This is a genomic window from Pseudomonas sp. NFACC46-3, assembly GCF_900114515.1.
Lineage (GTDB): Bacteria > Pseudomonadota > Gammaproteobacteria > Pseudomonadales > Pseudomonadaceae > Aquipseudomonas > Aquipseudomonas fluorescens_Q.
Window position 1 is genome coordinate 172,186 of the sequence record NZ_FOTH01000006.1, and the last position, 21,451, is coordinate 193,636.

Annotated in this window: 20 protein-coding genes; 13 read left to right on the forward strand and 7 right to left on the reverse strand. The window is 62.1% G+C overall.

The window, feature by feature from the left end:
- Positions 1-27: 27 nt before the first annotated feature.
- The 6 genes from BM300_RS09700 (at position 28) to BM300_RS09725 (ending at position 5,391) form a co-directional block, all read left to right on the forward strand.
- Positions 28-2,217: a GAF domain-containing hybrid sensor histidine kinase/response regulator gene (locus BM300_RS09700; RefSeq protein WP_092147375.1), complete on the forward strand. Its 2,190-nt coding sequence runs from the start codon at positions 28-30 to the stop codon at positions 2,215-2,217.
- Positions 2,218-2,307: 90 nt separating this feature from the next.
- On the forward strand, positions 2,308-2,559 hold the full coding sequence (locus BM300_RS09705; RefSeq protein WP_256572267.1) for a hypothetical protein: 252 nt from the start codon (positions 2,308-2,310) through the stop codon (positions 2,557-2,559).
- Between the two features lie 374 nt (positions 2,560-2,933).
- Positions 2,934-3,341 carry a glycine zipper domain-containing protein gene (locus BM300_RS09710; protein WP_092462685.1) on the forward strand — a complete coding sequence of 136 codons (408 nt, stop codon included), beginning with the start codon at positions 2,934-2,936 and terminating at the stop codon, positions 3,339-3,341.
- Positions 3,342-3,762: 421 nt separating this feature from the next.
- Positions 3,763-3,969 (forward strand): hypothetical protein, encoded by a 207-nt coding sequence (locus BM300_RS09715; RefSeq protein WP_027911463.1) that lies wholly within the window; start codon positions 3,763-3,765, stop codon positions 3,967-3,969.
- A gap of 87 nt (positions 3,970-4,056) precedes the next feature.
- Positions 4,057-4,440 carry a hypothetical protein gene (locus BM300_RS09720; RefSeq protein ID WP_092147381.1) on the forward strand — a complete coding sequence of 128 codons (384 nt, stop codon included), beginning with the start codon at positions 4,057-4,059 and terminating at the stop codon, positions 4,438-4,440.
- A 255-nt stretch (positions 4,441-4,695) separates the two neighbouring features.
- Positions 4,696-5,391, forward strand: a complete 696-nt coding sequence (locus BM300_RS09725; protein ID WP_092147384.1) for an HAD-IA family hydrolase — start codon at positions 4,696-4,698, stop codon at positions 5,389-5,391.
- A 69-nt stretch (positions 5,392-5,460) separates the two neighbouring features.
- On the opposite strand, the gene BM300_RS09730 is transcribed toward BM300_RS09725, so the two are convergent.
- Positions 5,461-6,207, reverse strand: coding sequence for a 3-oxoacyl-ACP reductase family protein (locus tag BM300_RS09730; protein WP_092462687.1), 747 nt, complete (start codon positions 6,205-6,207; stop codon positions 5,461-5,463).
- A 125-nt stretch (positions 6,208-6,332) separates the two neighbouring features.
- Between BM300_RS09730 and BM300_RS09735 the strand changes: the two genes are divergently transcribed.
- Complete coding sequence (locus BM300_RS09735) at positions 6,333-7,256, forward strand: LysR family transcriptional regulator (RefSeq protein ID WP_092147390.1); 924 nt, start codon at positions 6,333-6,335, stop codon at positions 7,254-7,256.
- 47 nt (positions 7,257-7,303) lie between these two features.
- Here BM300_RS09735 and BM300_RS09740 read toward each other — a convergent pair whose 3' ends face one another.
- Both BM300_RS09740 and BM300_RS09745 read right to left on the reverse strand, forming a co-directional pair.
- The gene (locus tag BM300_RS09740; RefSeq protein ID WP_092462689.1) at positions 7,304-8,032 is read right to left on the reverse strand and encodes an aspartate/glutamate racemase family protein; all 729 of its coding nucleotides are present in this window, start codon (positions 8,030-8,032) and stop codon (positions 7,304-7,306) included.
- Between the two features lie 60 nt (positions 8,033-8,092).
- Positions 8,093-8,833, reverse strand: a complete 741-nt coding sequence (locus BM300_RS09745; protein WP_072343910.1) for a phosphoadenylyl-sulfate reductase — start codon at positions 8,831-8,833, stop codon at positions 8,093-8,095.
- Positions 8,834-9,007: 174 nt separating this feature from the next.
- On the opposite strand from BM300_RS09745, the gene thrH reads away from it, so the two are divergent.
- On the forward strand, positions 9,008-9,625 hold the full coding sequence (gene thrH / locus BM300_RS09750) for a bifunctional phosphoserine phosphatase/homoserine phosphotransferase ThrH (RefSeq protein ID WP_092147396.1): 618 nt from the start codon (positions 9,008-9,010) through the stop codon (positions 9,623-9,625).
- 142 nt (positions 9,626-9,767) lie between these two features.
- Here thrH and pabB read toward each other — a convergent pair whose 3' ends face one another.
- The 4 genes from pabB to BM300_RS09775 all read right to left on the reverse strand — a co-directional run bounded on the left by pabB (position 9,768) and on the right by BM300_RS09775 (position 14,457).
- A complete protein-coding gene (pabB, locus tag BM300_RS09755; protein WP_092462691.1) occupies positions 9,768-11,111 on the reverse strand; it encodes an aminodeoxychorismate synthase component I in 1,344 nt (447 codons plus the stop codon).
- Positions 11,112-11,396: 285 nt separating this feature from the next.
- Positions 11,397-12,383, reverse strand: coding sequence for an alpha-L-glutamate ligase-like protein (locus BM300_RS09765; protein ID WP_013693958.1), 987 nt, complete (start codon positions 12,381-12,383; stop codon positions 11,397-11,399).
- On the reverse strand, positions 12,383-13,915 hold the full coding sequence (locus tag BM300_RS09770) for an osmotic stress tolerance membrane protein RloB (RefSeq protein WP_003204068.1): 1,533 nt from the start codon (positions 13,913-13,915) through the stop codon (positions 12,383-12,385). The genes BM300_RS09765 and BM300_RS09770 overlap by 1 nt, the downstream gene beginning before the upstream one ends.
- Positions 13,916-13,920: 5 nt before the next feature.
- On the reverse strand, positions 13,921-14,457 hold the full coding sequence (locus tag BM300_RS09775) for a retropepsin-like aspartic peptidase RloA (RefSeq protein ID WP_072348736.1): 537 nt from the start codon (positions 14,455-14,457) through the stop codon (positions 13,921-13,923).
- Between the two features lie 280 nt (positions 14,458-14,737).
- Here BM300_RS09775 and BM300_RS09780 point away from each other — a divergent pair, with 280 nt between their 5' ends.
- The 5 genes from BM300_RS09780 to prpF all read left to right on the forward strand — a co-directional run bounded on the left by BM300_RS09780 (position 14,738) and on the right by prpF (position 21,431).
- Complete coding sequence (locus BM300_RS09780; protein WP_063325003.1) at positions 14,738-15,448, forward strand: GntR family transcriptional regulator; 711 nt, start codon at positions 14,738-14,740, stop codon at positions 15,446-15,448.
- On the forward strand, positions 15,445-16,329 hold the full coding sequence (gene prpB / locus BM300_RS09785) for a methylisocitrate lyase (protein WP_047228278.1): 885 nt from the start codon (positions 15,445-15,447) through the stop codon (positions 16,327-16,329). Before BM300_RS09780 ends, prpB begins: the two co-directional genes overlap by 4 nt.
- A 41-nt stretch (positions 16,330-16,370) precedes the next feature.
- A complete protein-coding gene (gene prpC / locus BM300_RS09790; RefSeq protein ID WP_092225152.1) occupies positions 16,371-17,498 on the forward strand; it encodes a bifunctional 2-methylcitrate synthase/citrate synthase in 1,128 nt (375 codons plus the stop codon).
- 105 nt (positions 17,499-17,603) lie between these two features.
- The gene (gene acnD, locus BM300_RS09795; protein WP_092462693.1) at positions 17,604-20,195 is read left to right on the forward strand and encodes a Fe/S-dependent 2-methylisocitrate dehydratase AcnD; all 2,592 of its coding nucleotides are present in this window, start codon (positions 17,604-17,606) and stop codon (positions 20,193-20,195) included.
- A gap of 42 nt (positions 20,196-20,237) precedes the next feature.
- Positions 20,238-21,431, forward strand: a complete 1,194-nt coding sequence (gene prpF, locus BM300_RS09800) for a 2-methylaconitate cis-trans isomerase PrpF (RefSeq protein ID WP_092462695.1) — start codon at positions 20,238-20,240, stop codon at positions 21,429-21,431.
- The last annotated feature ends 20 nt before the right edge of the window (positions 21,432-21,451 follow it).

Consider the following 21,451-nt stretch of genomic DNA (forward strand, 5'->3'; position numbering starts at 1 on the left):
ATTGGCGTCTCAGAAGGATCGAACGCAATGACAGATTGGCTTCAGAGCTCTGGAGAAATGGCTGAACGGGTTCGGCGCCATCCCTGGGGGGACACGCCGCTCGGGCCGCCTTCGCAGTGGCCTGATGTGCTGAAGACCACCGTGGCCCTGAGCCTTGCCTCGCATTTTCCCCAGGCCATCGTGTGGGGGCCGGACCTGATCACGTTGTACAACGACGCGTTCCTGCCGATCCTTGGCAGCAAGCCCGAGGCGCTGGGGCGGCGGTTCGATGAGGTGTGGCGGGAGGTCTGGAGCGATATCGGGCCGATCGTGCGCGCGGCCTTCGATGGGCAAGCGACCTTTATAGAGAACTTCCCCCTGGTCATCGAGCGCGGCGGCGGTCCCGAGCAGGCTTATTTCACGTTCTGCTACAGCCCCATCCGTGACCAGTTCGGCAAGGTCGTGGGCATGCTGGATACGGTTACCGAGACCACTTCCACGGTGTTCATGACCCAGCGGCTGGCGGTGCTCGATGCCATCGGCAATGCCGTGGCGAATGCCACCGACCCGCAGAGCATCATGGCAGCCACCACACGGATCCTGGCGGCGCACCTGAACCTGTCCAATTGTGCTTACGCAGACATGGATGAGGACGAAGACGGCTTCACCATTCGTGGTGATTGGGCCAGGGTGGGGTCGCCCCATATCCTTGGGCATTATCGACTGGCTGATTTTGGCCGACTGGCGGTCACTAACCTGCGGGCCGGCAAGCCGCTGGTGATCAACGATAACCTCAAGGAACTGGCGCCGGAGGAAGCAGCGACGTTCCAGGCCATTGGCATCGCGGCCACCATCTGCGTGCCGTTGATCAAGGGCGGCCGATTGACCGCGTTGATGGCGATCCACGATAAAACGCCGCGGGTCTGGTCATCCAACGACCTGGCGCTGCTGATGGAAGTCACCGAGCGATCCTGGGCCCACATCGAGCGCGCCCGTGCCGACGCTGCCGTGCGTGAAGGCCTGGCGGCCCTGGCCGAATTGAACGCGACGCTGGAAGAACGGGTCGAGGAGCGCACCACGCGCTTGAAACAGACCGAAGCGGCGCTGCGCCAATCGCAAAAACTTGAAGCCATCGGCCAGCTCACCGGCGGCGTGGCCCATGACTTCAACAACCTGCTGACCATCATTCGCTCGTCGGTCGACTTCCTGCGCAAGCCCAGCCTGTCCGAGGAGCGTCGGCAACGCTACATGACGGCGGTATCCGAAACCGTGGAGCGCGCCTCCAAGTTGACCAGCCAGTTGCTCGCGTTTGCCCGGCGCCAGCCGTTGAAGCCGCAAGTCATCGATGTGGGCAAGCAAGTGCAGAGCCTGGGGGACATGCTGCAAACCGTCACCGGGGCGCGGATCCAGGTCCACGTCGAGTTGTGCGATCGGCCCTGTTACATCCGGGCGGATCTGAGCCAGTTCGAGACCGCGCTGATCAACATAGCCCTCAATGCCCGGGATGCCATGAATGGCCAGGGCACGTTGTGGCTTAGGCTTAGTTGCGGCGGTGGCATGCCGCCGATCCGTGGTCATGCCGGGGCCGGGCAATCCTTTGCTGCCATTGCCCTGGCGGACACGGGTACCGGTATTGACTCGCCAGTGCTCGAGCACATCTTCGAACCCTTCTTCACTACCAAGGAGGTGGGCAAGGGCACGGGGCTGGGCTTGTCCCAGGTGTTTGGCTTTGCCAAGCAATCCGGTGGCAACGTCGATGTCTCGACCGTGGTGGGTGAGGGCACGGTGTTCACCTTGTACCTGCCGGAAGTAGCGCCCGAAAAAAGCCATGAGCCTGTCCGGGAAGAACACACGCATCTGCTGCCGGAAAAGGGCAAGCGTCGGGTGTTGATCGTGGAAGACAACCTGGAGGTGGGGCGTTTTGCCAACCAGATCCTTCAGGACCTGGGCTACGAGACCGCCTGGGCGACCAACGCCGAAGAAGCGCTGGAAATGGTCGGCCCGGATGCGATGGCATTCGACGCGATATTTTCTGACGTAATGATGCCGGGGATCAGCGGCATTGCCCTGGCCAGGGAACTGCGCCAGCGGCGCCCGGATTTGCCGGTGGTGCTGACTTCTGGTTACAGCGAAGAGTTGGCCCACAGCGGCCATGAGGGCTTTGAATTCTTGTCCAAACCCTATTCGGCCGATCAGGTTTCCCGGGTTTTAAACAGGACGATACTGGGGGCTGAATGAGTGTTTCCTTATTGAAACAGTGAGTTCCATTCGTCGGCCAAGGGCTTTGTTGAATCAACAGTCTGTTGATGACCGACTAGTCTCATTGTCGTGAAGGTCGATATTTTCAGGCAATCGGTTGTTGCCGGTATGGGCCTCGATGAAAGGGGAAAGGCAATGGGAGCACCGTACAGCGAGGAGAACACTGCCGCGTATCCGATCAATGAAGGGTTGCAGTGTGGCCAGTCGGCCTATCATGCAGACTTCGGTGACGAGCCGATCAAGTCCATCAGGACAAAGGTGGCCAAAGTGCAGCGAGGGGAGAAGGCCAAGTTCTTGCCCAGGGTCCCGGTCAGAAAGTGACGGTGGATCATGGTAGGGGAGCTTGCTCCCGCCGGGCTGCATAGCAGCCCTTTTTTTTGACAGTTTTTACCCTCCTGGGTGGGAACGTCGCCAGGGACGCTCCGCGTTCCGCTTCTGGGGTCACTACGCAGATATTTTTCATCTTTTCTCAACGGGCGATTTCTTTCACGTTTCTTTCACAAGCAAGTACGTACTCTCAGCTCATCCGTTAGAAAGCAGTACCTGCCCGTTTCCCCAGCGGGCTTTTTTTTGCCTGTCATAAAATAAACCGCCGTTTCGTTGTCCAACCGTCATGGCTGACGCTGTCTGGCGTAAACTCGCGCCCGCGCGCACCGGCCATTTCTCCCCGATGCGGCATTTTTGAGGTTTCTATCATGCGTTTGACTTTGTCCACCTTGGTACTGGGGTTGGTGGTTGCCCAGGGCGCGATGGCTGCCGGCGACGGTACCGCCGCGGTCGGCGGTGGTCTGGGCGGTGTATTGGGCAACGTGGTCGGCCAGCAGATGGGCGGCAGCACCGGCGCCGCGATTGGCGCGGGCGTTGGCGGCGCAGCCGGCAGTGCGGTGGGCGCTCGCAAGGGCAGCCGCACCGAAGCGGCCATTGGCGGTGGCTTGGGGTCGGCCGGTGGTTCGGTTGTCGGTAACCGCCTGGGCGGCTCCACCGGCTCCACCATCGGCGCAGGCATCGGCGGCGCGGCGGGCGGCGCGTTGGGTAGCAACCTGTCCAATGACAACGACCGTCATTCCAGTGGCAAGTACAAGCACAAGAAAAAGCATCGTTAAGCGGATGCTTGGATGAAGAGACGTGGCCTTGTGCCGTGACGCTGTTCATCTGGAAAAAACGGCGCTTCTTTCAGAAATGGGAAGCGCCTTTTTTTGGGCTTCTTTTGGTTGAAAGTGTACGGACCGGACACATGGTTGACGGGTGTGCGGGGACATGGTTGACACTTTCCAGCGAGCCGCCGTAACGGCGGAACCATAAGCGGCCGTTACCACAAAAACGGATATACACTCCAACCTGCCCCCCCAAAAAAACGGCAAATCAAAATCTCCGGAACGATTGCCATCCCCCCGCTTCGAACACATACATCCATCAACAATTGCGAGGTGTACCATGACGCCGCAAACGCAAGGCCAGGAAGAACAAGACTCCTCGGGCACGCCTGTCGTCAATGACCCGGGCAATGAAGACCCCGGGTCCCTGATGGATGACGCTCAGGTTCCCTTGATCGAGGAGGATGAAACCCCGGAATACCCGCTGCCTTCGCCCACCAACTCCCTGAGTCGCGACCAACGTCCGCCCGATGACGATGCGGGCGTCGAGCAGGTACCCAGCGACGATGAGGATGTCGAAGCGACCCCGGATGACCCGGACATCGCCGGTGACGATGCCTCCGGCAAGCCGAGCTGATCGCGGGCCCGTCTGTCGATTCAGTGGCACCATCGTCCTGCCACGCGTGCCACACATCAGGTAAGGATCTTGAAAAGGAGACTCACCATGATGAAGTCCAACATGACAGCGCTGACACTCGCCGGGATTCTTTCGCTCAGTTCACTGGCTGCCTTGGCAGAATCTTCGGGCGGCACGCCCCCCGTGGACAAGGGCGGGATGCCACCTTCCTCAGAAATGGAGGCCGGCTCCAATTCCGGTGCCAACGGTAACGCCTTGCCCCCGGGCTCCGTGAGCGGCGGGAACGGCGGCGATGCCAACGGCAGCAGCACCAGCCCCGGTACGGGTAGCGGTTCGATGAGTGGAGGCAGCACGATGGGCGGTGCCGACGCCGGCGGTGGGACCAACGGAGGAACCGGTACCAGCGACAGCGGTGGCAGCTCGGGCGGCAGCAGCTCGGGGTCGGGCGGCTCCGGCAGCTCGGGACAATAACCATCCCTTCACACCCATCCGCTTTCTGTGGCGAGGGAGCTTGCTCCCGCTGGGTTGCGAAGCAGCCCCCACGATCCTACGGTTGCTGCGCACCCGAGCGGGAGCAAGCTCCCTCGCCACGACCCCATCCATGGATTTCCCATTGCCGGTTCCAAGCCCCCTTCGTTATCCTGCTGAATCCTTTAAGGCGAACACGCTGCCCTGGCCGCACCTGAGCCATCCCTGGAATGTTGTGTTGATAACGGATCAGATGCGATGAATACACCGCTGAAAGAGTTTGGCCCGATCAAAGCTGTGATTTTCGACATGGATGGGCTGTTGCTGGACACCGAGGGGATCTACACCGAGGTCACGTCCATCATCGCCGAGCGCTACGGGCGCACGTTCGATTGGAGCGTCAAGCAGAACATCATCGGGCGTGGGGCCACGGACTTGGCCAATTACGTCGTCCAGGCGCTGGAGTTGCCGATCACCCCCGAAGAGTTCCTGGTCATCCGCGAGCCCTTGATGCGCGAGCGCTTTCCTCACGCCCTGGGGATGCCCGGTGCGGAGGAGCTGGTGCGGCATTTGAAAGCCCACAACGTTCCGATTGCGGTGGGCACCAGTTCGTCGAGCCCTACGTTCGCACTGAAAACCACCTTGCACCGGGACTGGTTCGCGCTGTTCGACTTCATCGTGACGGCGGACGACCCCGAGGTCGGCGCGGCGAAACCCGCGCCGGATATCTTCCTCACCGCTGCCCGGCGCCTGGGTGTCGATCCGCGCGATTGCCTGGTGTTCGAGGATTCGCCGTTCGGCGTAACCGCCGCGAAAGCCGCCGGCATGACCGCCATCGCCATTCCGGATTCGGCCATGGCGGATGAAAAATACGCCCACGCCGATGGGATCATCCGCTCCTTGAAAATGTTCCAGCCGAGCCTTTGCGGTTTGCCGGAGTTAGAGTGGGCCTGACACCGGCGCGCTACACAGCAAAATGCCGGTCATGGTTAAAGCCATGACCGGCTTTTTTTTATGCCTGGATCAGGCGCCGAAACCACCGTCGATGGTCAGGCTGGCACCGGTGATATAACCGGCTTCCGGCCCTGCCAGGTAGGCGACGAAGCTGGCGATTTCATCGACGTTGCCGTAGCGCCCGACAGCCATCAGCGACAGCAGGCTGGAGGCGAAGTCGCTGTCGGCCGGGTTCATGTCAGTGTCCACCGGGCCGGGCTGCACGTTGTTGACGGTGATGCCGCGTGGGCCGAGGTCACGGGCCAGGCCTTTGGTCAGGCCCACCAGCGCGGCTTTGCTCATGGCGTAAGGCCCGCCGCCAGCGAAGGGCATGCGGTCGGCGTTGGTGCTGCCGATATTGATGACACGGCCACCTTCGCCCATGTGCCGCGCTGCCGCCTGGGTGGCGACGAACACACTGCGCACGTTGACGGCCAGGGTCTGGTCGAAATCTTCGAGTTTGAATTCATCCAGCGGCCCCATGGCCAGCACACCCGCGTTATTGACCAGGATATCCAGCCGTCCAAAAGCTTCGACGGTGGCGGCGACGGCGTTACGAACGGCGTCGGCGTCGGCGCTGTCCGCCTTGATTGCCAAGGCCTTGCCGCCCGCTGCGGTGATGGCGTTCTGCAGTTCTTCTGATTTTGCGCCAGAGCTGACGTAGGTGAAGGCCACGGCGGCGCCTTCCGCGGCAAGGCGTTTGACGATGGCGGCGCCGATGCCGCGAGAACCGCCCTGGATCAAGGCGACTTTACCGTTCAGTGCTTGGGTATTCATGATGTTCTCCAAAAAGTGCCGGGGCGAGGTGCCGCGGTGATGGAGCGAGTATCAAGAAGGTGCCGTGGGCTGTGTAGACCGTCATTGCTATAGTCTGTCTAAACTAAAAGTTTAGAGTGAGGCTCATGGAGACCTTCAACAGTATCGAATGCTTCGTGCGCAGCGCCGAAGTCGGCAGCTTTGCCGAGGCGGCGCGACGTCTGAGCGTAACCCCGGCCGCGGTGGGTAAAAGCGTCGCCAAACTGGAAGCGCGAATGGGTGTACGCCTGTTTCAGCGCAGCACCCGCAGCTTGAGGCTGACCGAAGCCGGCCAGTTGTTTCTGAGGGAAGTCGGCAGCAGCTTCAACACCATCCAGAACGCCGTCGCCAACCTGGCCAGCGCCGGTGGGCAACCGACGGGAACGCTGAAGGTGAGCATGGGCACGGCGTTCGGTCGATTGTATGTCGTGCCGCTGCTGGGGGAATTTCTGCGACGTTATCCGGCGATCAACCCGGACTGGCATTTCGATAACCGCCAGGTAGACCTGATCGGCCAGGGGTTCGATGCCGCCATCGGCGGTGGTTTCGAGCTGCCCCAGGGCGTGGTGGCGCGCAAGTTGACGGTGGCTCATCGGGTGCTGGTTGCGTCAACCGACTACCTGCAAACCCATGCCGCGGTGACAGAACCGGAAGATTTGTCACAGCATCAAGGCATCCTGATTCGTTCACCACAAACCGGGCGCGTGCGTTCCTGGCAACTGACCAGCCGTAATCGGGAACACAGCCCGCTGACGCTCAAGACGCGCATGACCATGAGCGATTCGGAAGCCGATTGCGCGGCGGCCACCCAAGGGCTTGGCATCGGCCTGGTGAGCATGCCGATCGCCGTTCCCTTCCTGGAAAGCGGGGCACTGCAGCGGGTGCTGCCGGACTGGTACGTCGACGACGGCAACATCTCCATCTACTACGCCGAACACAAGCTGTTGCCAGGCAAGACCCGGGCGTTCGTGGATTTCATCATCGAGCAGTTTGCCGAGCAGGGGTTGGCGCGGCGGTTTAGTGCGGTTTGAGCGGGGCACCAGACCGACTCGGGACACTTCGGTCCAAGCCTGTGAACTCACCGCCCAAACCGCCCCGGCCAGCCAATGATGGTCTTGGGCCGAGGCGTCGCGTAGGTGCGCACTTTCGACGTCGACAACCCCAGCCGCACCAGCGATTCAGCAATGGTCACCGCCGCCGTCACGCCATCGACCACCGGCACGCCGGTGCGCTGGCGGATCTGCTCGTCGAGCCCGGCCATGCCGCCGCAGCCCAGGCAGATCACTTCGGCCTTGTCCTGGCTCACTGCCAGTTCCGCCTGTTGCACGATGGCATCAATCGCCCGTTGCGGGTCCTGCTCAAGCTCCAGCACCGCCAAACCACTGGCCCGTACCGAGGCGCAGCGGTCGAACAGGCCGGACAGCTTGAGCCGGTCTTCGATCAGCGGCACGGTGCGGTCCAGGGTGGTGACCACCGAATAAGCGTGACCGAGGAACATGGCGGTACTGGCGCCGGCATCGGTGATGTCCACCACGGGCACGTTCAGCAGTTCTTGCAGACCTTCGCGGCCATGCTCGCCGTAGCCGGCCTGGATCACCGCGTCGAACGGCTCGTCGTAGGACATCACCCGGTCCATCACCGCAATGGCCGCCAGGTAACTTTCAAAATTGCCCTCGATGGAATCGGCACCGAAATGCGGCGTGAGCCCGACGATTTCGGTGCCCGGCGCGGCCACGGCCCGGGCCTGGCGGGCGATGGCCTGGGTGATGGATTCGGTGGTGTTGACGTTGACCACGAGAATTCGCATGAGCTGTCCTTTTCGATGCAAAATAAAGCGGCCCCAGGCTTCCGCGGTGCTGCGGTTTTTTCAAGCCTTGGATTTGCTGATGATATTCCCGGCGTGCAGCCCGCATTCTTTCTGCGTGGCTTCTTCCCACCACCAACGGCCTTCGCGCTCGTGCTGGTTTGGCAGCACCGGGCGGGTGCAGGGTTCGCAGCCGATGCTGATGAAGCCGCGTTCATGCAGGCTGTTGTAAGGCAGCTCGAGCATGCGGATGTAGCCCCAGACTTCTTCGCTGGTCATCTGCGACAGGGGGTTGAACTTGTACAGGGTGCGCTCCGGGGTGGAAAACGCCGTGTCGATTTCCAACACCGCCACCTGGCTGCGGGTGCCGGGGCTCTGGTCACGGCGCTGGCCGGTGGCCCAGGCGCGGACATCGGTCAGTTTACGTCGCAGGGGCTCGATCTTGCGGATGCCGCAGCACTCGCCGTGACCGTCCTTGTAGAAGCTGAACAGGCCTTTTTCCTTCACGAAGGGTTCAAGTTTCGTGTAGTCCGGCGAAACCAGCTCGATGTCGATCTTGTAGTGCTCGCGCACCTGATCGATGAAACGATAAGTTTCCGGGTGCAGGCGACCGGTGTCGAGGCTGAACACCTTGACGTTCTTGTTCAGTTTCCAGGCCATGTCCACCAGCACCACGTCTTCGGCGCCACTGAACGATATCCACAGGTCGTCGCCGAACTCGGCGAAGGCCAGCTTGAGGATGTCCTGGGGGGACTTGTTGGCATAGGTCGTGGCGAGTTCCACGACGTCGAACGATGGGCTCATCAGGGCGGTTTCCTACAGGTCGGTGGCGCTGGGCGCTCTATATGGGGCTGATGGTAACAAAAGCTGTCGGGGCTGGCGCGCTCCTGTGCGTTGCGCAGGCTTCGACGAATGGCTAGAGTCGGCAGGCCTTTTGTTCGCTCAATCGATAAACATCAGAAAAAATGGGAGTGTCTTGTGGAAATTGCCTGTCTCGACCTGGAAGGTGTGCTGGTCCCGGAGATCTGGATCGCCTTCGCTGAAAAAACCGGGATTGACTCCCTCAGGGCAACCACTCGGGACATTCCCGACTACGACGTGCTGATGAAGCAACGGTTGCGCATCCTCGATGAACACGGCCTCAAGCTTTCCGACATCCAGGAAGTCATTGCCACCCTCCAGCCGCTGGACGGCGCCATCGAGTTCGTCGACTGGCTGCGCGAGCGCTTCCAGGTGGTGATTCTGTCCGACACGTTCTATGAGTTTTCCCAGCCGTTGATGCGCCAGTTGGGCTTCCCGACATTGCTCTGCCATCGCTTGATTACCGATGACAGCGGGCGGGTGACCGGCTACCAGTTGCGTCAGAAAGATCCCAAGCGCCAGTCGGTCCTGGCTTTCAAGAGCCTGTACTACCGGGTGATTGCGGCGGGGGATTCCTACAACGACACCACGATGCTGGGCGAAGCCGATGCAGGGATTCTGTTCCATGCGCCTGAGAACGTGATCCGTGAATTCCCGCAATTCCCGGCGGTGCACACGTTTGCCGAGTTGAAGCAGGAATTCCTCAAGGCCTCGAACCGCAATCTCAGCTTGTAAACCAGAGCGTGTTGTTGATCGTTCCCACGCTCCGCGTGGGAATGCATCTAGTGACGCTCTGCGTCACAAGCGGACGCAGAGCGTCCAAGGGGCGGCATTCCCACGCGGAGCGGGGGAACGATCAGTGAGGCCTAGGAGTTGTTCAGAGATTCTGCAAGGTTTCCAGCAGCACTTTCACCTTGGTAATCGACTCCTGATACTCGGCCTCCCAGTCCGAGTCCGCGACAATCCCGCCGCCGCCCCAGCAGCACACCTGTCCATCCTTGACCAGCAAACTGCGGATGGCGATGGAGCTGTCCATTTCCCCGCGCACGTCCAAGTACAGCAACGAGCCGCAATACAGGCCGCGTCGGGTCGGTTCGAGTTCGTCGATGATTTGCATGGCACGGATTTTTGGCGCGCCGGTGATCGAGCCGCCGGGGAAGCTGCCGGCGATCAAGTCCAAGGCGTCCTTATCCACAGCCAGTTCGCCGGTCACGCTGCTGACCAGGTGATGCACATTCGGGTAGCTTTCCAGGCTGAACAGCTGCGGCACCCGCACCGAGCCGATGCGGCAGGTGCGGCCCAGGTCGTTGCGCAGCAGGTCGACAATCATCAGGTTTTCCGCCCGGTCCTTGGGGCTGGCCAGCAGCTCGGCGGCGTGGGCCGCGTCTTCGCTGGGGGTTGTGCCGCGGGGCCGGGTGCCCTTGATCGGCCGGGTTTCCACCTGGCCTTCGCTGACCTTGACGAAGCGTTCGGGGGACAGGCTCAGCACGGCGCCGCCATCGGGCAGGCTCTGGAAGCCGGAAAATGGTGTTGGGCACGCCGCCCGCAGCGCTTGGTAAGCGGTCCAAGCGTCGCCCTGGCAGGGCGCGCGAAAGCGTTGGGCAAAGTTGACCTGATAGCAGTCGCCGGCCTGGATATACGCCTGGATGCGTTCGAACGCCTGTCGATAGGCTTCGGCGCTGAGGTCGGGGGTCATCGGTCCTTCGAGGCTGAAGACGCCAACCGATGCCGCAGTCGGTTGGCTGAACAGCGCGATCAGGCGCTGGCGTTCGTCTTCGCCACAATGAGGGTGGAAGACCAATTGGCTGGTGCCGGCCTGGTGATCGCTGACCAGCGCCCAGTCGTACACGCCAAAACGCGCGTCGGGCAGTTGCAGGTCGTCCTTGGCGTGGGAGGGCAAGGTTTCGAGGTGTCGGCCAAAGTCATAGCTCAAGTAGCCGATCACGCCGCCAGCAAAGGGCAATTGCACTGTGGTCGGTAGTTCCGCGTCACCTAGCTGCGTCAGCTGAATGCGCAGGCGTTGCAGGAAATCGCTACCGCTCTCGTCGGGCAACACGGCCAGTTGTTCCAGCGGCCAGGCACTGAGCAAGTCGTAACGCCCGCGTTCCGCACTCGGCCGGCCACTGTCGAGCAGCACGCTACCGGGGGCATGACGGATCGCCGCGAAGTACTCGGCGGGGTTGGCGTGGTAGGGCAGCGGGTATACGGAGCAGGTTGGCATGGGCGGGGCGGATCAGCCGTTCAGGCGGGGGAGCGATTGTAATCCCCTGTAGGATTTGCTCCTAGGGGGATGTCGGAGATGAGCACGTCAGTGGCTGTCGAAAATATTCGGGTGTGAATACCTTGTGGCGAGGGAGCTTGCTCCCGCTGGGTTGCGCAGCAACCCCCAGGCAGTTGAACGCGGTCAGCCTGATGCACCGTGGTGCCGGGTTTGGGGGCGCTTCGCACCCCAGCGGGAGCAAGCTCCCTCGCCACAGGGGCAAACTTCAAACCTCAGTTTCAGCCCTCAGCCTTCAACCGGCGGAATATGCCCAAACAACGCCTGGGCAAACGCTACGCGCTCTTCCACGGTTTCGGTAACGCCGCGGGCCTTGAGTTCTTCCAGGTGGGCTTCCACTGCGTGGGTGCGCAAGGTCAGGCCGCAGTCGTTGGCGATCTGGATGTTCAGGCCTGGCCGGGCGTTCAGTTCCAGGATCAACGGGCCTTTTTCCTGGTCCAGCACCATGTCGACGCCGATGTAGCCCAGCCCGCACAGTTCATAGCAACCGGCGGCCAGTTTCATGAAACCGTCCCAGTAGGGCAGTTGCACGCCGTCCACCGCGTTGGTGGTGTCGGGGTGTTTGGTGATGATGTTGTTCAGCCAGGTGCCGCGCAGGGTCAGGCCCGTGGCGAGGTCGACGCCCACACCGATGGCGCCCTGGTGCAGGTTGGCCTTGCCGCCGGACTGCCGGGTTGGCAGCCGGAGCATGGCCATCACCGGATAGCCCATCAGCACGATGATGCGGATGTCCGGCACGCCTTCGTAGCTGATGCTCTTGAAGATTTGGTCCGGCGTCACGCGGTACTCGATCAACGCCCGGTCACGGTGCCCGCCCAAGGAATACAGGCCGGTGAGGATGCTGGAGACATGGTGCTCGATTTCCTCATGGCTGATGATCTTGCCGGACACCGTGCGGTAACGGCCTTCGAAGCGGTCGGCGATGACGATGATGCCGTCGCCGCCAGCGCCCTGGGCCGGCTTGATCACGAAGTCGGTGCGCCCGCCGATGATCTCGTCGAGCTTGTCGATTTCCTTTTCGGTGGAGATCACCCCGTACAGCTCCGGCACATGAATGCCAGCGGCAATGGCCCGTTCCTTGGTGATGATCTTGTCATCGACGATGGGGTACAGGCTGCGCTTGTTGTACTTGAGCACGTAATCGGCGTTACGCCGGTTGATGCCCATGATGCCCCGGGCTTCCAGGGCCTTCCAGGTCTTCCAGAAGCCGAACATCAGGAGTCTGCCTTGAGGAAGGCCTTGAACCGCACCAGCTCGGTCAGGCGGTAGCCGCGATAACGACCCATGGCCAGCATGAAGCCCACCAGGATCAGCAGGATCGCTGGGAAGGTGAACACGAAGTACACCAGTTCCGGCACGCTCATGATCAGGTGCGCCAGGGACGCGGCGAACAAGGTGCCGATGGCGACTTTCATCGCGTGGCCGGCGCCGCGCTCTTCCCAGGTGATGGACAGGCGCTCGATGGTCATGGTCAGGATCACCATCGGGAACAGCGCCACCGACAGGCCGCGCTCCAGGCCCAGCTTGTGGCTGAACAGGCTGATGGCGGCGATCAGCACCACCACGAACGTCAGCACCACCGAGAGCCTTGGCAGCATCTGCAGCTTGAGGTGCTCCAGGTACGAACGCAGCGACAGGCCCAGCGTGGTGATCACCGTGAACAGGATGATGCCGAAGCCCAACTGGGTTTCACGGAAGGCCAGGGCGATCAGCACCGGGGTGAAGGTCCCTAGGGTCTGCAGGCCGATCAGGTTGCGCAGGATCAGGATCACCAGAACGCCGATCGGGATCATCACCATGATCATGAAGGTTTGCTGGGTCTGCAGCGGCAGGCCGTAGAGCGAGTATTCGAGGAAGTTGGCGTCGGTGTTCTCGTCCGTCAGCTTGGCCAGGCGAATGGCGTTCATTTCGCTGTTGTTCATGCTGAAGGTGACGGTGGCTTTCTTGCCGCCATCGACGGTGATCAGGTTTTCATCGCCGGTCCACCACAGCAGGCGGTCGGTGGGCAGGCCCTGTTCGCCGGTGTCCGGGTTGAAATACAGCCAGTCGGTGCCGTTGAAGCTGCGCAGCCACAGTTCAGGTGTCTGCGGCTGCTCGGCCACCAGGCGGATGGTGTGGACCTTTTCCACCGGCACGTGGGCGATGGACAGCACCAGTTCGACGATGCGCGCCTTGTTGGCCGAGGACGGGTCGCCGGCCAGCAACAGCTTGACGTTGTCGTCGTTGAGGTTGTTGACCCGTTTGATCGCTTCGCTGATGAACGTCTCGACGTCGGCCGAATGCTGGCGGATCGGCGCGAGCAGGGCTTCGGCGGCCAGTTTCTCCGGGCCTTCGACGGCGATGCTGTCGCGGAAGGTCGGGCCCTTGACCTTGGTTTTCTCGGCACTGTAGCGCTTGGTCAGCACCAGGCGGTAATACAGGGTCTGGTTGCCCTTGGCCCGACGGGCCGACCACGTCACCTTGCGGTTACCGTCGACCCGGTTCACCGCCACCCCGTAATTGTTGGAGATGAAGCTTTCGTTGAGGCTGACGTAGTCGCGGCTCAGGGGCGGCACGAACATCTGGATCTTCACCGGATCCTTGGCGTTGGGCACGAATTCGACCTTGGCGTCGATGTTCCACAAGTCGTCGGTGGCGTCTTCGGTGACCGGGATGCCGAGCACGAAAATCTGATAGGCCGTCACCGACAGGCCCAGCACCACCAGGATGGCGATCAGCATTTTCAGATGGAGGGTAAGGGAGCGCATTGGAATTACTCTGCGGTTTGAGCGGCATTGGCGCAGGCGGGTTTGCCGGCAGCGTATTTAAGACTGGGGTCGACCAGCGCATCGAAGCGCTTGAGCGCCTCGGAACCGATCAGCAACGGGTATTGGAAGGCGCTGCGGTCGGTCAGGTTCACTTCGATGCTGCGCAGGGCCGAGCCCATGCAGATGTCCAGTTCGATGACCGGCCGGGCCGTGTATTTCTTGCCTTCGTCCGGGTCGTAGTCACCGGCGCGGCGCTTGATCTTGCTGACCCGGGCCAGCGGACGTTCGATGGGGTGCGAGTGGGCCGCGTCGATGGCCAGGTAAAACCGCACCCAGGATTCGCCATTGCGTTTGAAGCGCTTGATGTCCCGGGCGCTGAGAGAGGCGGTCTTGGCGCCGGTGTCGAGCTTGGCGGCGACTTCCAGGTCGATGCCCTGCAGGGCGGCGTATTCGTTGAGGCCGTACACGGTTTTTTCACCCGCCACGGCAAGCCCCGGCAGGCACATGAAATAAAGAGCAGCGGTGAAGGGCTTGAGTGTCATAGATCCTGGTGCGCAGCGTTCCGTTTATCGGTTCAGGCCCTGGCATTACTGCACAAGCTCCCTGGGCAGCCTTCCCTATAAAAGCAGAGCGGCAAATCGCGCGGCATTCTAGCACGGTGGTTTTCTGACGCCACCGCTGGCCGGACGCTACGACGCATTCAAACGAGCGGTTATGGCGGGTGAGCTTATTAGACGATTGTCGACAATATTGATTTTTTCTTTGACGTTAACGCTGCTATTGGTTAGTTTTTGCCATATTGATTTGCAAGGTGTCGACAATATGCTCGATCAGCTCGAAACCCCGGTGGTGGCCCAAGACGATTCGGAGACGCTTTCCGAGAACGTCTTCCGACGTATCCAGGCCGCCATCGTCAAAGGCGAGATCGCCCCCGGCAGCAAGATCTCCGAGCCCGAGCTGGCGCGCACCTACGGCATCAGCCGCGGGCCGCTGCGCGAGGCGATTCATCGCCTGGAAGGCCAGCGCCTGCTGGTGCGGGTGCCTCACGTCGGTGCCCGGGTGGTGTCGCTGAGCCATGCCGAGCTGCTGGAACTCTACGAAATCCGTGAATCCCTCGAAGGTATGGCCTGCCGCCTGGCGGCCGAACGCATGACCCTGGAAGAAATCGACGAACTGCGCCGGGTGCTGGAAACCCACGAGCGCGATGCGGCGTTCCAGGCCGGGGTCGGTTATTACCAGCAGGAAGGCGATTTCGACTTCCATTACCGGATCATCCAGGGCAGCGGCAACCGCACCCTGACGCAAATGCTTTGCGGCGAGCTGTACCAACTGGTGCGCATGTACCGCATCCAGTTTTCCACCACGCCCAACCGTCCGCGCCAGGCCTTTGCCGAGCACCATCGGATTCTGGACGCCATCGCCGACCGCGACGGCGAACTGGCTGAATTACTGATGCGCCGGCACATCGGCGCTTCCAAACGCAACATCGCGCGTCATTTCCAGGACAGCGCCACTGAACGAGGTGAGTCATGAGCAACAGCACTCCAGGCCAGCGTTTTCGCGATGCGGTCGCCAATGAGCATCCGCTGCAAGTGGTGGGCACCATCAACGCCAACCACGCGCTGCTGGCCAAACGCGCCGGTTTCAAGGCGATCTACCTGTCCGGCGGCGGCGTGGCGGCCGGCTCCCTCGGCGTGCCGGACTTAGGCATCACTGGCTTGGATGACGTGCTGACCGACGTACGGCGTATCACCGACGTGTGCGACCTGCCGCTGCTGGTGGACGTGGACACCGGCTTCGGTTCCTCGGCATTCAACGTGGCGCGCACGGTCAAGTCGATGATCAAGTTCGGCGCCGCGGCGATTCATATCGAAGACCAGGTCGGCGCCAAGCGTTGTGGCCATCGTCCGAACAAGGAAATCGTCTCCCAGCAAGAGATGGTCGACCGCATCAAGGCCGCCGTCGATGCCCGTACCGATGACAGTTTCGTGATCATGGCCCGTACCGATGCCTTGGCGGTGGAAGGCTTGGAGTCGGCCCTGGACCGCGCCGCCGCGTGCATCGAGGCCGGTGCCGACATGATTTTCCCCGAAGCCATCACCGAGCTTGAGATGTACAAGCTGTTCGCCAGCCGCGTGAAGGCGCCGATCCTGGCCAACATCACCGAATTCGGCGCGACACCGCTGTATACCACCGAGCAACTGGCCGGTGCCGACGTGTCTTTGGTGCTGTACCCATTGTCGGCTTTCCGGGCCATGAACAAGGCGGCGGAGAACGTCTACACCGCGATCCGCCGCGACGGCACACAACAGAATGTCATCGACACCATGCAAACGCGCATGGAGCTTTACGATCGCATCGACTACCACACCTTCGAGCAGAAGCTCGATGCGTTGTTCGCGGCGAAGAAGTAAGGCGCGACTCCCCTACAAATTCAAGAAAATGGAGACAGCAAATGGCCGAAGCAAAAGTACTCAGTGGCGCCGGGCTCCGTGGCCAGGTGGCCGGGCAAACCGCATTGTCCACCGTGGGCCAATCGGGTGCCGGCCTGACCTATCGCGGCTACGACGTTCGCGACCTGGCGGCAGATGCGCAATTTGAAGAAGTGGCCTACCTGCTGCTGTACGGCGAGCTGCCGACCCAGGCACAGCTGGACGCCTACACCGGTAAACTGCGCCAGTTGCGGGATTTGCCCCAAGCCCTGAAAGAGGTGTTGGAGCGCATTCCCGCCGACGCCCACCCGATGGACGTCATGCGCACCGGCTGCTCGTTCCTGGGCAACCTGGAACCCGAGCAGGATTTTTCCGAGCAGCATGACAAGACCGATCGCCTGCTGGCCGCGTTCCCGGCGATCATGTGCTACTGGTATCGCTTCAGCCACGAAGGCCAGCGCATCGAATGCGTGACCGACGAAGTGTCCATCGGCGGCCATTTCCTGCACTTGCTGCACGGCAAGAAGCCGAGCGAGCTGCACGTCAAGGTGATGAACGTGTCGCTGATCCTCTACGCCGAGCACGAATTCAACGCCTCGACCTTCACCGCCCGGGTTTGCGCCTCCACGCTGTCGGACCTGTTTTCCTGCATCACCGCGGCCATCGGCTCGTTGCGCGGCCCGTTGCATGGCGGTGCCAACGAAGCGGCGATGGAAATGATCGAGCGCTTCAGCTCACCGCAGGAGGCCATCGAAGGCACCCTCGGCATGCTCGCGCGCAAGGACAAGATCATGGGCTTCGGCCATGCGATCTATAAGGACAACGACCCGCGCAACGAGGTCATCAAGGGCTGGTCGAAAAAACTCGCCGATGAAGTGGGCGACACGGTGCTGTTCCCGGTGTCCGAAGCCATCGACAAGACCATGTGGGAGCAGAAGAAGCTGTTCCCCAACGCCGATTTCTACCATGCCTCGGCGTACCACTTCATGGGCATCCCGACCAAACTGTTCACGCCGATCTTCGTCTGCTCGCGCCTGACCGGCTGGGCCGCCCACGTGTTCGAACAACGCGCCAACAACCGCATCATCCGACCGAGCGCCGAATACACCGGCGTCGAACAGCGCAAGTTCGTGCCAATCGAACAACGCTGAGCTGGAGGGTCCGCGCTATTACCATGATCGTTTCCACGCAGAGCGTGGGAACGATCATGGTCGTGGCAAGCGCCTTTCTGAAACCACCGTGACCGAGTCCTGACGATGAACACAGAATTTCGCAAACCGCTGCCCGGCACTTCGCTGGATTATTTCGACGTTCGCGAGGCGGTGGATGCCATCCGCCCCGGCGCCTACGACGGCCTGCCGTATACCTCCCGCGTGCTGGCGGAGAACCTGGTGCGTCGCTGCGACCCGGCCACGCTGCGCGAGTCGCTGCTGCAACTGATCGAGCGCAAGCGCGACCTGGACTTCCCGTGGTTCCCGGCCCGCGTGGTGTGCCACGACATCCTCGGCCAGACCGCGCTGGTGGACCTGGCTGGCCTGCGCGACGCCATCGCCTTGCAGGGCGGTGACCCGGCGCAAGTCAACCCGGTGGTACCGACCCAACTGATCGTCGACCACTCCCTGGCGGTGGAAAGCGGTGGTTCCGACCCGCAAGCCTTCGCCAAGAACCGCGCCATCGAAGACCGGCGCAACGAAGACCGCTTCCACTTCATCAACTGGACCAAGAAGGCCTTCAAGAACGTCGACGTGATTCCGCCGGGCAACGGGATCATGCACCAGATCAACCTGGAAAAAATGTCCCCGGTGATCCAGCAACGTGATGGCGTGGCATTCCCCGATACCTGCGTCGGCACCGACAGCCACACCCCTCACGTCGATGCCCTGGGCGTGATCGCCATCGGCGTCGGTGGCCTGGAAGCCGAAAGCGTCATGCTGGGGCGCGCCTCGTGGATGCGCCTGCCGGAAATCATCGGCGTCGAGCTGACTGGCAAGCTGCAACCGGGCATCACCGCCACCGACATGGTGCTGGCGCTGACCGAATTCCTGCGCAAGCAAAAAGTCGTCGGTGCCTGGCTGGAGTTTTTCGGCGAAGGCGCCAGTGCCCTGACCTTGGGGGACCGCGCGACCATTTCCAACATGGCCCCGGAATACGGTGCGACGGCGGCGATGTTCTACATCGACCAACAAACCATCGATTACCTGAAGCTCACTGGCCGTGAAGACGACCAGGTGCGACTGGTCGAGACCTACGCCAAGCAGGCAGGCCTGTGGGCCGACAAGCTCAAGGGCGCGCAATACGAGCGTGGCCTGACCTTCGACCTGTCGTCGGTGGTGCGCAACATGGCCGGCCCGAGCAACCCCCACGCCCGCGTCGCGGTGTCGGACCTGGCCGCCAAAGGCATTTCCGGGCAGTGGGACGATGTGCCGGGGCAAATGCCCGACGGCGCGGTGATCATCGCCGCCATCACCAGTTGCACCAACACCAGCAACCCGCGCAACGTGATCGCCGCCGGCCTGCTGGCACGCAACGCCAACCGCCTGGGCCTGGCCCGCAAACCGTGGGTCAAGTCGTCCCTGGCGCCGGGCTCGAAAACCGTGGCGCTGTACCTGGATGAGGCCGGCCTGACGTCCGAACTCGAGAAGCTGGGCTTCGGCGTGGTGGCGTTCGCCTGCACCACCTGCAACGGCATGTCCGGCGCGCTGGACCCGGTGATCCAACAGGAAATCATCGACCGCGACCTGTACGCCACCGCCGTGTTGTCGGGCAACCGCAACTTCGACGGACGTATCCATCCGTACGCCAAGCAGGCATTCCTCGCCTCGCCACCGCTTGTGGTCGCTTATGCCATCGCCGGGACCATCCGCTTCGACATCGAGAAGGATGTATTGGGCGTGGTGGACGGACGGGAAATCCGCCTCAAGGACATCTGGCCGAGCGACGAAGAAGTCGACGCGGTGGTCAAGGCCTCGGTGAAACCGGAGCAGTTCCGCCAGGTGTACATCCCGATGTTCGCCATCCAGGAAGACACCGGGCCGAAAGTGACGCCGCTGTACGATTGGCGCCCACAAAGCACCTACATCCGTCGTCCGCCATATTGGGAAGGCGCACTGGCCGGTGCGCGACCGCTCAAGGGCATGCGCCCGCTGGCGGTGCTGCCGGACAACATCACCACCGATCACCTGTCGCCGTCCAACGCCATCATGCTGGACAGCGCCGCCGGTGAATACCTGGCGAAAATGGGCCTGCCGGAAGAGGACTTCAACTCCTACGCGACCCACCGCGGCGACCACCTGACCGCGCAACGCGCCACCTTCGCCAACCCGAAACTGTTCAACGAAATGGTCCAGGAAAACGGCAAGGTCACGCAGGGCTCCCTGGCCCGGGTCGAGCCGGAAGGCAAGGTGATGCGCATGTGGGAAGCCATCGAGACCTACATGGAGCGCAAGCAGCCGCTGATCATCATTGCCGGCGCCGACTACGGGCAGGGTTCGTCCCGGGACTGGGCGGCCAAGGGCGTGCGCCTGGCCGGTGTCGAGGCGATCGCCGCCGAGGGTTTCGAGCGCATCCACCGCACCAACCTGGTGGGCATGGGCGTGTTGCCGCTGGAGTTCAAGCCCGGTACCGATCGCAAGACCCTGGGCATCGATGGCAGCGAAGTCTATGACGTGATCGGCGAGCGCACCCCGCGTGCGACGCTGACGTTGGTCATCACGCGCAAGAACGGCGAGCGCGTCGAAGTGCCGGTGACCTGCCGCCTCGATACCGCTGAAGAAGTGTCGATCTATGAAGCCGGGGGCGTGCTGCAACGCTTTGCCCAAGACTTCCTTGAATCGGCGGTTGCCGTCTAAATCACAGCCGCGGACACCCGGAGTGTCCGCTTGAGGAGCATCATGGCTCACGCACCGCAAATCAGAATTCCCGCTACCTATATGCGTGGCGGCACCAGCAAAGGCGTGTTCTTCAACCTGCAAGACCTGCCCGAAGCGGCCCGTGTCCCAGGCACCGCCCGGGATGCCCTGTTGCTGCGGGTAATCGGCAGCCCCGACCCGTACGAGAAGCAGATCGACGGCATGGGCGGCGCGACGTCCAGTACCAGCAAGACTGTGATCCTGTCCAAGAGCACCCGAGCCGACCACGACGTCGATTACCTGTTCGGCCAGGTGTCCATCGACAAGCCGTTCGTGGACTGGAGCGGCAATTGCGGCAACCTGTCGGCAGCGGTCGGTTCATTCGCTATCAGCAGTGGTTTGGTGGACGCTGGTCGCATCCCACAGAACGGCGTGGCCGTGGTGCGCATCTGGCAGGCCAACATCGGCAAGACCATCATCGCCCATGTGCCGATCACGGACGGCGCGGTGCAGGAAACCGGGGACTTCGAACTCGACGGCGTGACCTTTCCGGCGGCCGAAGTGCAACTGGAATTCATGGACCCGGCGGCCGAGGAAGAGGGCGGTGGTGGCTCGATGTTTCCCACCGGCAATCTGGTGGACGACTTGGAAGTGCCCGGTGTTGGCACCTTCAAGGCGACGCTGATCAACGCGGGGATCCCGACGATTTTCATCAATGCCCGCGACGTCGGCTACATCGGCACCGAGTTGCAGGGCGCCATCAACGGCGATCCCAAGGCATTGGCCATGTTCGAAACCATTCGCGCTCATGGCGCTCTGCGCATGGGCTTGATCAAGCACCTGGACGAAGCCGCCCAGCGCCAGCACACACCGAAAGTGGCGTTCGTCGCGCCGCCGGCGGACTACGTTTCCTCCAGCGGAAAAGCCGTCGCGGCCGGGGACGTTGATCTATTGGTGCGGGCACTGTCCATGGGCAAGCTGCACCACGCCATGATGGGCACGGCGGCGGTTGCCATTGGCACGGCCGCTGCTATTTCCGGTACCGTGGTCAACCTCGCGGCCGGCGGCGTCGAGCGCAACGCGGTGCGTTTTGGCCACCCGTCCGGCACTCTTCGCGTCGGCGCCGAGGCCAGCCTGGTCAACGGCGAATGGACCGTAAAAAAAGCCATCATGAGCCGCAGCGCGCGGGTGTTGATGGAAGGGTTTGTGCGGGTGCCGGGGGATGTCTTGAACTGAGTCGAAAAAGCTGTGGGAGC